The sequence below is a fragment of the Allobosea sp. Root381 genome (genome assembly GCF_001429395.1).
In the GTDB taxonomy this organism is placed as follows: domain Bacteria; phylum Pseudomonadota; class Alphaproteobacteria; order Rhizobiales; family Beijerinckiaceae; genus Allobosea.
This window is the reverse complement of sequence record NZ_LMJT01000020.1, coordinates 1-13,427: the sequence shown is the minus strand read 5'-3', so window position 1 is coordinate 13,427 and position 13,427 is coordinate 1. Positions and strand designations below refer to the sequence as shown.

General features: G+C 66.7%; 16 protein-coding genes. 7 read left to right on the top strand and 9 right to left on the bottom strand.

Annotated elements, in window-relative coordinates:
• Positions 1–27 precede the first annotated feature (27 nt).
• Both ASE63_RS16285 and ASE63_RS16280 read left to right on the top strand, forming a co-directional pair.
• Entirely contained in the window at positions 28–585 is a 558-nt protein-coding gene (locus ASE63_RS16285; protein WP_056803315.1) for a LemA family protein, read from the top strand.
• 34 nt (positions 586–619) lie between these two features.
• A complete protein-coding gene (locus ASE63_RS16280) occupies positions 620–1,687 on the top strand; it encodes a M48 family metallopeptidase (protein ID WP_056803312.1) in 1,068 nt (355 codons plus the stop codon).
• A gap of 23 nt (positions 1,688–1,710) precedes the next feature.
• Here ASE63_RS16280 and ASE63_RS16275 read toward each other — a convergent pair whose 3' ends face one another.
• The gene (locus tag ASE63_RS16275; RefSeq protein ID WP_056803309.1) at positions 1,711–2,319 is read right to left on the bottom strand and encodes a 2-hydroxychromene-2-carboxylate isomerase; all 609 of its coding nucleotides are present in this window, start codon (positions 2,317–2,319) and stop codon (positions 1,711–1,713) included.
• Between the two features lie 252 nt (positions 2,320–2,571).
• On the opposite strand from ASE63_RS16275, the gene ASE63_RS16270 reads away from it, so the two are divergent.
• Both ASE63_RS16270 and ASE63_RS16265 read left to right on the top strand, forming a co-directional pair.
• Positions 2,572–3,804, top strand: coding sequence for an argininosuccinate synthase (locus ASE63_RS16270; RefSeq protein WP_056803306.1), 1,233 nt, complete (start codon positions 2,572–2,574; stop codon positions 3,802–3,804).
• Positions 3,805–3,907: 103 nt separating this feature from the next.
• On the top strand, positions 3,908–4,273 hold the full coding sequence (locus ASE63_RS16265; protein WP_056803303.1) for a hypothetical protein: 366 nt from the start codon (positions 3,908–3,910) through the stop codon (positions 4,271–4,273).
• Positions 4,274–4,278: 5 nt separating this feature from the next.
• On the opposite strand, the gene ASE63_RS16260 is transcribed toward ASE63_RS16265, so the two are convergent.
• From ASE63_RS16260 to fabA, 5 genes are all read right to left on the bottom strand, one after another.
• Positions 4,279–4,524 (bottom strand): DUF2188 domain-containing protein, encoded by a 246-nt coding sequence (locus tag ASE63_RS16260; protein ID WP_056803300.1) that lies wholly within the window; start codon positions 4,522–4,524, stop codon positions 4,279–4,281.
• 49 nt (positions 4,525–4,573) lie between these two features.
• Positions 4,574–5,407 (bottom strand): enoyl-ACP reductase FabI, encoded by an 834-nt coding sequence (gene fabI, locus ASE63_RS16255; RefSeq protein ID WP_056803298.1) that lies wholly within the window; start codon positions 5,405–5,407, stop codon positions 4,574–4,576.
• 111 nt (positions 5,408–5,518) lie between these two features.
• On the bottom strand, positions 5,519–5,791 hold the full coding sequence (locus ASE63_RS16250; protein WP_056803295.1) for a DUF3303 family protein: 273 nt from the start codon (positions 5,789–5,791) through the stop codon (positions 5,519–5,521).
• 10 nt (positions 5,792–5,801) lie between these two features.
• Entirely contained in the window at positions 5,802–7,028 is a 1,227-nt protein-coding gene (gene fabB / locus ASE63_RS16245) for a beta-ketoacyl-ACP synthase I (RefSeq protein WP_056803292.1), read from the bottom strand.
• Between the two features lie 120 nt (positions 7,029–7,148).
• The gene (gene fabA, locus ASE63_RS16240) at positions 7,149–7,661 is read right to left on the bottom strand and encodes a 3-hydroxyacyl-[acyl-carrier-protein] dehydratase FabA (RefSeq protein WP_082610022.1); all 513 of its coding nucleotides are present in this window, start codon (positions 7,659–7,661) and stop codon (positions 7,149–7,151) included.
• Positions 7,662–7,952: 291 nt separating this feature from the next.
• Between fabA and irr the strand changes: the two genes are divergently transcribed.
• Positions 7,953–8,417: a Fur family transcriptional regulator Irr gene (gene irr, locus ASE63_RS16235; RefSeq protein WP_056803285.1), complete on the top strand. Its 465-nt coding sequence runs from the start codon at positions 7,953–7,955 to the stop codon at positions 8,415–8,417.
• 6 nt (positions 8,418–8,423) lie between these two features.
• On the opposite strand, the gene ASE63_RS16230 is transcribed toward irr, so the two are convergent.
• The gene (locus ASE63_RS16230; RefSeq protein WP_082610021.1) at positions 8,424–8,960 is read right to left on the bottom strand and encodes an SH3 domain-containing protein; all 537 of its coding nucleotides are present in this window, start codon (positions 8,958–8,960) and stop codon (positions 8,424–8,426) included.
• Positions 8,961–9,160: 200 nt separating this feature from the next.
• Between ASE63_RS16230 and ASE63_RS16225 the strand changes: the two genes are divergently transcribed.
• The gene (locus tag ASE63_RS16225; protein WP_056803279.1) at positions 9,161–10,156 is read left to right on the top strand and encodes a D-glycerate dehydrogenase; all 996 of its coding nucleotides are present in this window, start codon (positions 9,161–9,163) and stop codon (positions 10,154–10,156) included.
• Positions 10,157–10,174: 18 nt separating this feature from the next.
• On the opposite strand, the gene ASE63_RS16220 is transcribed toward ASE63_RS16225, so the two are convergent.
• A complete protein-coding gene (locus ASE63_RS16220) occupies positions 10,175–10,840 on the bottom strand; it encodes an HAD-IA family hydrolase (protein ID WP_056803274.1) in 666 nt (221 codons plus the stop codon).
• Between the two features lie 22 nt (positions 10,841–10,862).
• The gene (locus ASE63_RS16215; protein ID WP_056803271.1) at positions 10,863–11,873 is read right to left on the bottom strand and encodes a complex I NDUFA9 subunit family protein; all 1,011 of its coding nucleotides are present in this window, start codon (positions 11,871–11,873) and stop codon (positions 10,863–10,865) included.
• A gap of 1,192 nt (positions 11,874–13,065) precedes the next feature.
• On the opposite strand from ASE63_RS16215, the gene ASE63_RS28070 reads away from it, so the two are divergent.
• Positions 13,066–13,427 (top strand): HAMP domain-containing protein (locus ASE63_RS28070; RefSeq protein WP_210169320.1); only part of this gene is annotated, 362 nt, incomplete at both ends.

Genomic DNA, 13,427 nt, shown 5'->3' with positions numbered 1-13,427 from the left:
ATTTCGCCTGCGCTTGAGGAGCATGCCATGGGCTGGGTTGTCTTGGGGCTGGTCGCCGCCGTCGCCTTCTATCTGATCTCGACCTATAACGGTCTCGTCGCCATGCGGCAGCGGGTCAACCAGGCCTTCGCCGATATCGACGTGCAGTTGAAGCAGCGCCACGACCTCATCCCCAATCTCGTCGAGACGGTGAAGGGCTACGCGACCCATGAGAAGAGCACGCTCGACGCGGTGATCGCGGCCCGCAACGCCGCCCAGGGCGCGACCGGCGTCCACGACAAGGCCGCGGCCGAGCAACAGCTTTCCGGCGCGGTCGGCCGTTTGCTGGCCCTGGGCGAGGCTTATCCCGATCTCAAGGCGAGCGCCAATTTCCAGCAGCTGCAGCTCGACCTCGGGAATGTCGAAGACAAGCTCGCGGCGGCGCGGCGCTTCTTCAACAACGCCGTCAGCGAATTCAATGCCGCGATCCAGGCCTTTCCGGCGGTGCTGTTCGCGCCCCAGATGGGCTTCTCCCAGCGCGAATTCTTCGATGTCGGCGAGGCGAAGCGGGCGGAGATCGAGGTTGCGCCGAGCGTGAAGTTCTGACGAGCGGCCGGGACCGGCGAGCGGGGCGGCGGCGATGGTGGGCCAAGCCTTCGGGCTCTACAGCCATATGCGCAACAACCGGATCAGGTCGCGCTTCCTGATCGCGGGGCTGTTCGCGCTGGTCTATCTCATGACCTGGGGCCTGCTGCTGATGGCTCTCGGCTCCTTCGAGGAGGCAGGCCGGCAATTCCTGGCCTGGCTGCCCTTCGTCACGCTCGGCGCCGGCGCGTGGGTCTTCATTGCCTTTCGCATCAATGTCGGGCTGATCGGCGCGCTTTCGGGCTCGCAGGGCCTGTCGCGGGACGACAACCCGAAGCTCTACCGCATGCTGGAGAACCTGTGCATCTCGCGCGGTCTCAGCGTGCCCAAGCTCGCCATCGTCGAGAGCGAGGCGCTCAACGCCTTCGCCAGTGGCGTGAACGACAAGCAGTTCACCGTGACGGTGACGAGCGGGCTCCTGGCCCAGCTCAACGACGCCGAGGTAGAGGCCGTTCTCGCCCATGAGCTGACCCACATCCGCAATGGCGACGTGCGGCTGATGATCATCGCCGTCGTCATCGCCGGCGTAATCTCGCTCCTCGGCGAGGTCGTGTTCCGCGGCATCGCGCGGCGCAACGTCCGGATGTCCTCCGGCGACTCCCGCAAGGGTGGCGGCATCGCCATCCTGATCGGCTTCGCGGTGATCGCGCTGGCCTGGTTCCTGGCGGTGGTGGTCCGGCTCTCGCTGTCGCGCTCGCGCGAGTACCTGGCCGATGCAGGCGCTGTCGAGCTGACCAAGAACCCCGACGCGATGATCTCGGCCCTGCTCAAGATCGCCGGCCGGGCCGATATCGAGGGCGTGCCGTCCGGCGTGATGGACATGTGCTTCGAGAACGATCCGGATGGATTCGACGACCTGTTCTCGACCCATCCCTCGATCACCAAGCGCGTGCAGGCGCTGGTCGAGATGGCGGGCGGGCGCATGCCGGACATGCCGCCGCATCCGCCGCGCGTGGCAGAACGCCAGGACCTGCCGACGATGGTCGAGGAATCGGCCGCCGGGCTCGATCCGGCGCTGCGCGGCCCCTGGGGACAGCGTCCCGGCGGCAGCGCAAGCCTCTGATCGGGCAGACGCCCGCGGGCGTCTCAGCGGCCGTGTCGCGACCAGTCCAGCGCTTCCTCGAGCCGGTCATCGCCCCAGAACAATTCGCCGTCCTCGGTGACGAAGGTGGGCGCGCCGAAGATGCCGATCGACTTGGCGTATTCGATCTCCGCCCGCAACCGGCCCTTGACCTCCTCGCTGCGCGAAGCCGAAAGGGCCGCGCCGGGGTCCGCGCCGGCCTGCCTCAGCGCGGCGTTCAGAACGGCTTCCTCGGCGATATTGCGGCCTTCGCTGAAGGCGGCGGTGAAGAGCGCCTTGGAGAAGGCCGGCAGCCAGCCGGCCTCGCGGCCGGCCAGCGCGATGCGTGCGGCGACCAGCGAGTTCTGCGGAAACGGGCTCGGCTTCACCATGGGAACGCCGCTGCGCGCGGTCTGGCGCTCGAGATCGCGCCACATATAGCGGCCCTTGCTGGGAAAGAGGTTGAAGGGCGAGGTCGACCAACCCTGGGCGGCGAAGATCGGGCCGATCAGAAAGGGGCGCCAGCGCAACGCCACGCCCGCGGCTTCGGCCATGGCCTCGATCCGCAACGCGCTGAGAAAGGAATAGGGCGACGCGAACTCAAACCAGAAGTCCAGCACAGGACGATTCGGCATTCAGCCTCCGAAGTCGATCTTCAAGGGGTACCGTCGCGCATGCCGAGCTTCCACCCGGCAACACCCGACCGCAAGCGGGGATGCAGCGTCGCGACGACGAAAGCGGCGTTCTCAACACCGATCCATCAACCGGCGACGCGAAACCGATCAGAAGGTTCCGATTGCGTCGTTTCGATGCCTGCGATAGTGCGCCATCGTGTTCAAAAAGCGGCCCCCCGGGCCGGACTGCCACAGCAGCAGGAAGAGACCGAGATGACCGAGAAGAGCGTGAAGAAGGTGGTGCTTGCCTATTCCGGCGGCCTGGATACCTCGATCATCCTGAAATGGCTGCAGACCACCTACAACTGCGAGGTGGTGACGTTCACCGCCGATCTCGGCCAGGGCGAGGAACTCGGCCCGGCCCGTGACAAGGCCCTGCTGCTCGGCATCAAGCCGGAAAACATCTTCATCGAGGACCTGCGCGAGGAATTCGTGCGGGACTACGTCTTCCCGATGTTCCGGGCCAATGCCGCCTATGAGGGCGTCTACCTGCTGGGAACCTCGATCGCACGCCCGCTGATCGGCAAGAGGCTGATCGAGATCGCCGAGAAGGTCGGCGCCGACGCCGTTTCCCATGGCGCCACCGGCAAGGGCAACGACCAGGTCCGCTTCGAGCTGACCGCCTATGCGCTGAAGCCCGACGTCGTCGTGATCGCGCCCTGGCGCGAATGGGACCTGCGTTCGCGCGAGCAGCTGATCGCCTTCGCCGAGCAGCACCAGATCCCGATCGCCAAGGACAAGCGCGGCGAGGCGCCGTTCTCGGTCGACGCGAACCTGCTGCACGCCTCTTCCGAGGGCAAGGTGCTGGAGGATCCCGCGCAGGAGGTTCCGGACTACGTCTATTCGCGCACGATCTCGCCGGAGGACGCGCCCGACAAGCCGACCTACATCACGATCGACTTCGAGGGCGGCGACGCCTCCGCCATCGACGGCGAGAAGCTCTCGCCCGCGACCCTGCTGGCCAAGCTCAACGACCTCGGCCGCGACAACGGCATCGGGCGGCTCGATCTCGTCGAGAACCGCTTCGTCGGCATGAAGAGCCGCGGCATGTACGAGACGCCCGGCGGCACGATCCTGCACGCGGCGCATCGCGCCATCGAGTCGATCACGCTCGACCGCGGCGCCGCCCATCTCAAGGACCAGATCATGCCGCAATATGCGGAGCTGATCTATAACGGCTTCTGGTTCTCGCCGGAGCGCGAGATGCTGCAGGCGCTGATCGACAAGAGCCAGGAATTCGTCACCGGCCAGGTCCGCCTCAAGCTCTACAAGGGCGGCGTCCATGTCGTCGGCCGCTCGAGCCCCTACTCGCTCTACGACCAGGACCTCGTCACCTTCGAGGAGGGCGCCGTGGCCTACGACCACCGCGACGCCGCCGGCTTCATCAAGCTGAACGCGCTGCGCCTGCGCACGCTCGGCCAGCGCAAGAAGAAGCTGGGGCTCTGAACACCATCACGCGCGCTGCGACACTGTCGCCGCAGCGCGCGTGACATATCTGAAACCGCCGCGCCGTTCGCGCGTTTGGCACTTACCCAATCGTGAGTGCCCCATGACCCAGATCGCCAACATCGCACTGCTGGCCGCCGCCCTGGCCGCCACCCCTGCCCTCGCGCAGACGGCAGGGCCGACCTCCGGCGCGCCTTCCGAAAAGCCCGCCTCTCCCGAGATCGCCGCCTGCAAGACCGCGGCGCTGGTGACGCTCGCAACGCGCGAGCCCGAGATCAAGGACATTTATATCGACGAGGACGGGGCGACCATCGCGGTTTCCGAGACCAAGGTCGGCGAGACCCCGATCACCCGCATCGTCATGGCCGAGGCCTATCTGCGGACCGACCGCTCGGACAAGCCGCGGCAATTCCTTTGCCTGATCGGCGAGAAGGGCAAGGTCGTGCTGACCTTCTTCACGGCCAGATAGGCTGGCTATGGCTGATCGACGACTTTCGTCGCCGGCCTGTCGCGGCCATCGGCCAGTTCCTCGTGCCACTGGCCGTTCTCGTCCTGATAGACGATGCCGTCCGTCGCGCCCGCCAGCGTCTGCCGCGCGGCGGCCGCGGTCGCCGCCTTCAGCGCGGCGTCATGCGACCTGAAGGTCTCCGACAGCGCATTGCCGACCTTGTAGGCCCAGCCGCCGTCGTGCTCGACGATTTCATATCTGACCATGACCATCGCATTCTCCTTCCTGGGAGGAGAACCGTGGTTCGTCGCGACGGTTCCCTTACTCGCCATTGCCCGTGTCGGCGGCGCGCAAGCCGTCCAGCACGGGCATCGAGGTGATGTGGTAGCCCGCATCGACATGATGGATGTCGCCGGTGACGCCACCGGACAGATCCGAGAGATAATATAGCGCCGAACCGCCGATTTCCTCCAGCGAGACCGACTTCCGCAGGGGCGAATTGGCCCGCTGCCAGGAGTACATCGCCCGCGCATCGGAGATGCCGGCGCCGGCCAGCGTACGGACCGGTCCGGGAGAAAGCGCGTTCACGCGGATGCCGCGCGGCCCGTAATCGGCCGCGAGATAGCGCACGCTCGCCTCGAGCGCCGCCTTGGCGACGCCCATGACGTTGTAGTTCGGCATGATCCGGGTCGAGCCACCATAGGTCAGCGTGATCATGCTGCCGCCATGCGGCATGCGCTCGGCGGCACGCTTCGCGGCTTCCGTGAAGGAGAAGCAGGAGATCACCATGGTGCGCGAAAAATTGTCGCGGCTGGTGTCGGCATAGAGCCCCTTCAGCTCGTTCTTGTCGGAAAAGCCGATGGCGTGGACGATGAAGTCGAGCGTGTTCCGCTCCGGATCCCCGCCCCAGGCCTCATCGATCGCGGCGAAGGCGGCATCGACGGTGGCGATATCCTCGACGTCGCAGGGCAGGACGAGCTTCGAGCCGACGCTCTCGGCCAGCGGCTTCACCCGCTTGCCCAGCGCCTCGCCCTGATAGGTGAAGGCCATCTCGGCGCCGTGCGCATGCAAGGTGCGGGCGATGCCCCAGGCGATCGAGTTCTGGTTGGCGACGCCCATCACCAGGCCGCGCTTGTTATGCATCAAGGGGTGCATGGGATTTCCCGAAAGATGAACGTCGAGGATTTCGAAGGGAGAGGTCTGGTAGAAAAAAGTCTGGCCGGCGCATCGAATTGAACATGGTTTGGCGCCGCGTCCGCAACAGCGTCAGAGGTGCTTCTTCATAGCCGCCGCAGTCGCCTTCGAGCCGGCGATGGGCACGATCTCGAAGCGAGCGAGATCGCTCCAGGACAGGACCCACTCCTGCAGCAATGCGATGTCGTCGCATTCCATAACCTGGAAGCAGCGGGAGAGGTCCGCCGCAATCCAGCTGTCGACATAGGTCAGCCCTTCCGGTGCCATCCGGCCACGCTCGGCGAAGCGACGATAGACGTCCTTCACGCGAGCCTGGTCGAAATGTTCGATCACCATGAAGAGCATGGCGGACGGCTCAGGCTTCGAGCTTCTTCATTACGATGGTGGCGTTGGTGCCGCCGAAGCCGAAGGAGTTGGAGAGCACGCAGCCGAGGCCGGCATTGTCGATGCGCTTGCGCACGATCGGCATGTCGGCGAAGGCCGGGTCGAGCTCGTCGATATGGGCGCTCTCGCAGATGAAGTCGTTGTTCAGCATCAGCAGCGAGTAGATCGCCTCCTGAACGCCGGTCGCACCGAGCGAATGGCCGGTGAGCGACTTCGTCGCCGAGATCGGCGGTGCCTTGTCGCCGGTGCCGAAGACCTCGCGGATCGCCTCGATCTCCTTGGCGTCGCCGACCGGGGTCGAGGTGCCGTGCGGGTTGATGTAGTCGACCTTGGCCTTCACGCCGTCCAGCGCCATGCGCATGCAGCGCACCGCGCCCTCGCCCGACGGAGCGACCATGTCGTAGCCGTCCGAGGTCGCGCCATAGCCGACGATCTCGCCATAGATCTTGGCGCCGCGTGCCTTGGCGTGCTCAAGTTCCTCAAGCACGACGACGCCGGCACCGCCGGCGATCACGAAGCCGTCGCGATTGAGATCGTAGGCCCGCGAGGCGCGCGCGGCGGTCTGGTTGTAGTCCGTGGACATCGCGCCCATGGCATCGAACAACACGGAGAGCGTCCAGTCCAGCTCCTCGCAGCCGCCGGCGAAGATCACGTCCTGCTTGCCCCACTGGATCAGCTCATAGGCGTTGCCGATGCAGTGGTTGGAGGTCGCGCAGGCGGACGAGATCGAATAGTTCACGCCCTTGATCTTGAACCAGGTGGCGAGCGTGGCCGAAGCGGTCGACGACATGCCCTTCGGCACGGCGAAAGGGCCGACCTTCTTCGAGGAGCCGCTCTCGCGCGCCTTGTCGTAGGCGTCGATCAGCGCCCGCGTCGAGGGACCGCCCGAGCCCATGACGATGCCGGTGCGCTCGTGGCTGATCTCTTTCTCTTCCAGCCCGGAGTCGGCAATGGCCTGCTCCATCGCGACCTGGTTCCAGGCCGAGCCGCCGCCATGAAAGCGCATGGCGCGCCGGTCGAGCACGGTCGACGGATCAAGCGTCGGGACGCCGGCGACCTGGCTGCGGAAGCCGTGCTCGGCAAATTCGGGCATGAAGCGAATGCCGGATTTCGCCTCGCGCAGCGAGGACAGCACTTCCTGCGTATCGTTGCCGATGGACGAGACGATGCCCATCCCGGTGACCACAACGCGTCTCATGCTTCTGACTCCGGCTCTATAAAGCGCCGACGGGCCGCTCTTGGCTCCGGCGCTTCGATGTCGTTCCCGCGCAGATGGACCGTGCGGGTCATGGACGCAAGGCCGCGCCGCGGCTTTTCCTCAGGCTGCGTCCGGCTTGAACAGGCCGACGCGCATGTCGCTGACCGTGTAGATTCGCTTGCCGTCAGCCTCCAGCCAGCCATCCGCGATACCGAGGACGAGCTTCGACTTGAAGACGCGCTTGAATTCGACGCCGTAGACGACCTGCTTGACGCTCGGCAGCACCTGATCGGCGAACTTGACCTCGCCGACGCCGAGCGCACGGCCGCGGCCCGGCAGGCCGAGCCAGCCCAGGAAGAAGCCGGTGAGCTGCCAGAGCGCATCGAGCCCGAGGCAGCCTGGCATCACCGGATCACCCTTGAAATGGCAGTCGAAGAACCAGAGGTCCGGCTTGATGTCGAACTCGGCGCGGACGAAGCCCTTGCCGTGCGGCCCGCCATCCTCGGCGATCTCGGCGATCCGATCGAACATCAGCATGGGCGGCAGCGGCAGTTGCGCATTGCCCGGCCCGAACAGCTCCCCGCGGCCACAGGCGAGGATCTCCTCGTAGCTGAAAGACGATTGCCGCTGCATACTCGATCCGCTCCATTCCAGCCGCCGGTCGGCGACGATCATCACGCTGTGCCTACCACGTTGCTGCGGCGAAACGAAAGGGCGCGGGGCGAAGTCGGGCCGACATGCCGTGGCCGGACGCGGAAGGCAGAGCCACCGCGGCTTCTCGTGGTTTTCGCCGTGAACCACGCCCTGTGGAGGCTAGCTCGTTTCTGCTGCGCTTGCGAGCAATCCTGCGAAGCCTTACATCCAGTCTAAACAAGCGCACTGACGGACCAGCGCGCCGGACAGAGAAAGGCTTGGCCGAAAGCGATGAGCGATCTCACTTCCCAAGACGAGGGCTATGGATCGACCGCGCGCAAGGGCTGCCCGTTCCACGACATCCGCGAGCGGCTGCGGCGCGTGGGGCTGCGACCGACGCGGCAGCGCGTCTCGCTGGGCTGGGTCCTGTTCGCCCGGGGTGACCGGCACATCAGCGCCGAGATGCTCTATGAAGAGGCGATGAAGGAGCGGATTCCGGTCTCGCTGGCGACGATCTACAACACGCTGCACCAGTTCACCCAGGCCGGGCTGCTGCGCGAGCTGGCAATCGACGGCGCAAAGACCTTCTTCGACACCGACAGCAGCGAGCATCATCATTTCGTCGTCGACGGCGAGAACACGGTGATCGACATCGCCGCCAACGCGGTTGACGTCGCGGCCCTGCCCGCTCCCCCCGAGGGCTACGAGATTTCTCGCGTCGACGTGGTCGTGCGGCTGCGCAAGATCGGGAACTGAGCGCCCTCAATCGACCTTTTCATTCGGGTAGACGCCCCAGAGTCGGTCCTGGCGGAGAAATCCCGACGTATTGCCGATGCTGATCCGGCACCAGGAGCTGGAGCAGGACGCCACATTGGCGATGACGCCGGGCTGCAGCCGCGCCACCACGCTTGATTCCTCGTCGGCTTCCTTGCGCAGCGGAAAGGTCTCGTCCTTGACCTTCGACCAGGGCGCGACGAGCGCGGTGCGCCGCCCCGAGAGCAGGCTGTGCAGGACCCAGCCTTCCGATCCGTCTGCATCGCGCACCCGGCGCCAGGTCTCGAACTCGGCGACGATCTCCACCGGCAGGCCGGCGCGCTGATAGACCCAACGCGTCCTGTGGTCCTTGGAGGGCCCCTCGCGCAGATTGACGCGGTCGGTCTTCAGGCTGACATAGCGCGGAACGGGCAACCCGGTGACGGAGCCGGCCTGCATGTCCTGCGCCCGAGCGGATTGGCCGGCGGCCAGGGTCGCAAGCAGCGCCAGCCCGGGCAGAACGCCACCTCTCGACAAACCCGCCATCCGTTCGATCCCCATTCCATAGCCGCCACAAAACGCCCGGATACCCCCGGCGAAGGGTCATGTTGTCATCCGCCGCCCCGCCACTTAGAGATCGGGCGGAGCCGAGCGATCACGCCATCTCATTCCTGAAGCCCCGCAGTTAATGAGGGGTTGAGGCCAAAAGGCGGCGGCCGCGGCGAGCAGGGCAGGAGGAGCCGTCCATGACGAAGAAGAAGCCGCTCGTCGTCGTCACGCGCAAGCTGCCCGCAGTGGTCGAGACCCGGATGCGCGAGCTCTTCGACGCGCGTCTCAACATCGACGACGTCCCGATGAGCCAGGCTGCGCTCGTGGAAGCGGTAAAGACCGCCGATGTCCTGGTCCCCACGGTGACGGACCGCATCGATGCGGCGCTGATCGCCCAGGCCGGCGAGCAGCTGCGGCTCATCGCGAATTTCGGCAACGGCGTCGACAATATCGATGTCACCAGTGCCGTGCAGCGCGGCATCACGGTGACGAATACGCCGGGCGTGCTGACCAATGACACGGCCGACATGACGATCGCTCTGATCCTCGCCGTGGCGCGCCGCATCGCGGAAGGCGCGCGCGTCATCCCCGATGACGAATGGGCCGGCTGGTCGCCGACCTGGATGCTCGGCCGGCGGATCACCGGCAAGCGGCTCGGCATCGTCGGCATGGGACGCATCGGCCAGGCCGTGGCCCTGCGCGCCGCCGCCTTCGGCCTCTCGATCCACTACCACAACCGCCGCCGCCTCGATTCCCGGATCGAGGAGAAACTCGACGCGACCTATTGGGATTCGCTCGACCAGATGCTGGCGCGGATGGACATCGTCTCGGTCAACTGCCCGCATACGCCGGCGACCTATCACCTGCTCTCGGCGCGGCGCCTGAAGCTGATGAAGCCCGACGCCATCCTGGTGAACACCGCGCGCGGCGAGATCGTCGACGAGACGGCGCTGTCGCGTATGCTGGAGGCCGGCGAGCTGGCCGGCGCCGGGCTCGACGTCTTCGAGAGCGAGCCCGCGGTCAATCCGCGGCTGCTCAAGCTCGCGCGGAAGCACAAGATCGTGGTGCTGCCGCATATGGGCTCGGCCACGCATGAGGGCCGCGCCGACATGGGCGAGAAGGTCATCGTCAACATCAAGACCTTCATGGACGGCCACAAGCCGCCGGACCGCGTGCTGCCGAGCATGCTCTGAGGAAGCATTGCGTGCCGCTCAGGCGCGCAACCCCGCGACGATGCCCGGCCAAGCGGCAAAGTCGTCGATGATCGCGAGTGCCCCGGCCTCGCGCAGGCGCGCCTCGCTGCGCCGGCGATCATGCGAGACGCCGACGAAGCCGGCGACCCGCATTCCCGCAGCCCGCGCCGCCAGCACGCCCGGCACCGAATCCTCGATCACCAGACAGTCCCGCGGCTCGGCGCCCATCTGCGCGGCGGCGAAGAGGAAGACGTCGGGATGCGGCTTGCCGCGCGCGACCTGCGAGGCGGAGAAGATGTGCGGGTCGAACAGGTCGATCAGGCCGGTGATTGCGAGGTTGCGGCGCAACGGCACAAGGCTGGTCGAAGATGCGACGCAGCGGCGGCCTCCGATCGCACCGAGCGCCTCACGCACGCCCGGCAGCGCACGCAGCTCCGCTTCGAGACGCAGCGCCACCGCATCCTCGATCTTCTGCTCAAAATCGGCCGGCAGCGCCCGTCCATGCGCCGCCTCGATGATCTTGACGCCGTCGGACCAGGGGATGCCGACGACGCTGTCGACGTAATGGTCGAGAGTCCAGTTCGTCAGGCCGAGCGCATGGCAGGCTGAGAGGCTGACCTCGCCATAGAGCGTCTCGGTATCGATCAGCGTGCCGTCGCAGTCATAGATGACGAGTTCCGGCATCGCCCAAGCCCTGCTCGGCCGCTCAGCTAGCGCGGGCGGTGTCGAACTGGCCGGTCTTGCGGAAGCGCCAGAGATAGGATGGAACGACCGCCTCGACAGAGACCGGTTCGATGCCGAGCCCTGCGAAGCTCCGCCCCTCGGCCACGGCCGCATCTGAAACGACATTGTCGCTTTCGAGCAGCGTCACCTGGTCGCGCGTCAGCATCAGCGCGGCCGGCATGAGGCCGAGCGTCAGCGCGTTGACGATCTCCAGGATCCTGGCCTGCAACCGTGCCAGCGGGAAGGGCAGCGAGACCAGCAGGCGCTTGCGGCCGGTGACTTCGCAGATATAGGCGACGAGCTCGCGGAAGCTCTTCACCTCCGGCCCGCCGAGCTCATAGACTCGTCCCCCGGCAACACGGCCGTCGACGGCGCGGGCGATCGCTTCCGCAACGTCGCCGACGAAGGCCGGCTGGAACTTCGTCTCGCCACCGCCGACAAGCGGCAGCACCGGCAACATGCGCGCCAGGGCGGCGAAGCGGTTGAAGAAGCCGTCCTCGGGCCCGAACATGATCGAGGGCCGCAGAATCGCCGCCTGCGGCACGGCTGCCTGCACGGCCGCCTCCCCTTCCGCCTTGCTGCGCGCGTAGAGCGAGCGCGAATCAGGCGCGGCGCCGATGGCCGAGACATGGACGAGGCGGGTTATGCCAGCCGCCGCACAGGCCTGGGCCACGGCGCGGGAGCCATTGGCCTGGACGCCCTGGAAGCTCTGGCGCCCGCCCTCCTGCAGGATACCGACGAGGTTGACGACCGCATCAGCGCCCTTAACCGCAGCCGCGACCGAGGCGGGGTAGCGCAAATTGGCCTGAACCGCATGGATCTGGCCGACCATGCCGAGCGGCTGCAGGAAGCCGGCGAGATCGGGCCGGCGCACCGCGACACGCACCCGGTAGCCGCGCTTGACGAGCGCCCGCACGACATGGCGACCGACGAAGCCGGAGCCGCCGAATACCGTGACGAGCTGTTGGCTCGGAAGGGACAGATCGTTCGCCATTTGTCGGCAAGCCTCGCAGAGCCGTGGATTGGAACGCTCCTAAAGCATTTCTCCCTACTCTGGAAAGCGCTTTGCGCGCGCCCTGCCCGTCAAAGCTTCGTTAAGGCAAGCCCGTTAGCTTCCCGGCCCAGTCGCTCGAACAAGCAAGCCGGAGTGCCGCCCGCGGACATCGCGGGCGCAGCGCAGAACCGGCGGGAAGCCAGGCTCCCCTCACCAGCGATCGGGAAACGGCCAGGCCGGCGCTGCGAGCGCCGGGTCGAACCATGTCTGCCGCCCGCACAAAGCAGCCTCTAGTAGCCAACAGGACCGCTCCATGCTGCAGCACGCCTCAATCGTGACGAAATTTACCGGGGTCGTCGCCATGATGAGCGCCGTCGCCGTCGTCATCGCCCTTGTCGGCTGGAGCGGGTTGACACAGCTCAAGCGCTCCATGCTCGACGTCGAGCAGACCGGCGGCGTCGCGCGCGAGGCGATGGACCTGCGCATCGACATCATCGCGATCAGCCGCATGACCTATCAACTTGCGCGGCAGCCGGAGAACCACGCCGATTTCGCGACCGAGTCGGCGCGGCGCATGAGCGAGATGCTGGCCCGCCTGCCGATCCTCGAAAACCTGGCCGATGCGGAGGAAAGGCGCCTGATCGGCGAAATGCGTGCCAAGCTCGGCGCTTATTTCGACCAGATCCGCGCCATGGTGGCCACGTCCCGCTCGTCCGGAGCCGATCGCAACAACGTCGAGGCCGCGCTCATGACCTCGCTCGACGGGCAGAAGGCGGTCACCGACGCCGTAAAGGCCTATACCACCTATTCCGGCAAGACGATCGAGGCGACGCGCGGCGCCGCCTTCGCCGCCGTAGACCGCTTCCTGATGGTGCAAGTCACTGTCGCGGTGCTCGGCATCTTCAGCGGCCTGGCGTTAAGCCTGTTCATCGCGCGCCGCGGCATCCAGCTGCCCCTGCGCGGCCTGACCGGCACGATGGATCGGATCGCGGCTGGCGATCTGGACAGTGCCGTCGACGGCGCCGACCGGCGCGACGAAATCGGAAAGATGGCAGCCTCGCTGCAGATCTTCCGCGACGACCTGCGCAAGGTCCGCGCGCTTGAGGCCCAGGAGCAGGCAGCGGCTGAGGCGCGTCTCGCCCGGGCGCAGTCGATGGAGGCGGTGGTGTCCGATGTCGGCGAGGTCGTGGCNCGCGCGCTTGAGGCCCAGGAGCAGGCAGCGGCTGAGGCGCGTCTCGCCCGGGCGCAGTCGATGGAGGCGGTGGTGTCCGATGTCGGCGAGGTCGTGGCTGCGGCGGCGGCCGGCGATTTCTCGGCGCGGCTGAAGATCGACGAGGCCGACGAGCAGATGCAGCGCCTGGTCGCGGGGATCAACGAGATCAACGCGGTGGTGGATTCGGCGACGAACGAGTTCTCGCGGGCCCTGTCGGCGGTGGCCGGGGGCGACCTGACGGTGCGGGTGGATTCGGCCTATCGCGGCAAGTTCGCCGAGCTGAAGGGCGCGATCAACGACACCGTCGACCGGCTGTCCGCGACGGTGCGCACGATCCAGGT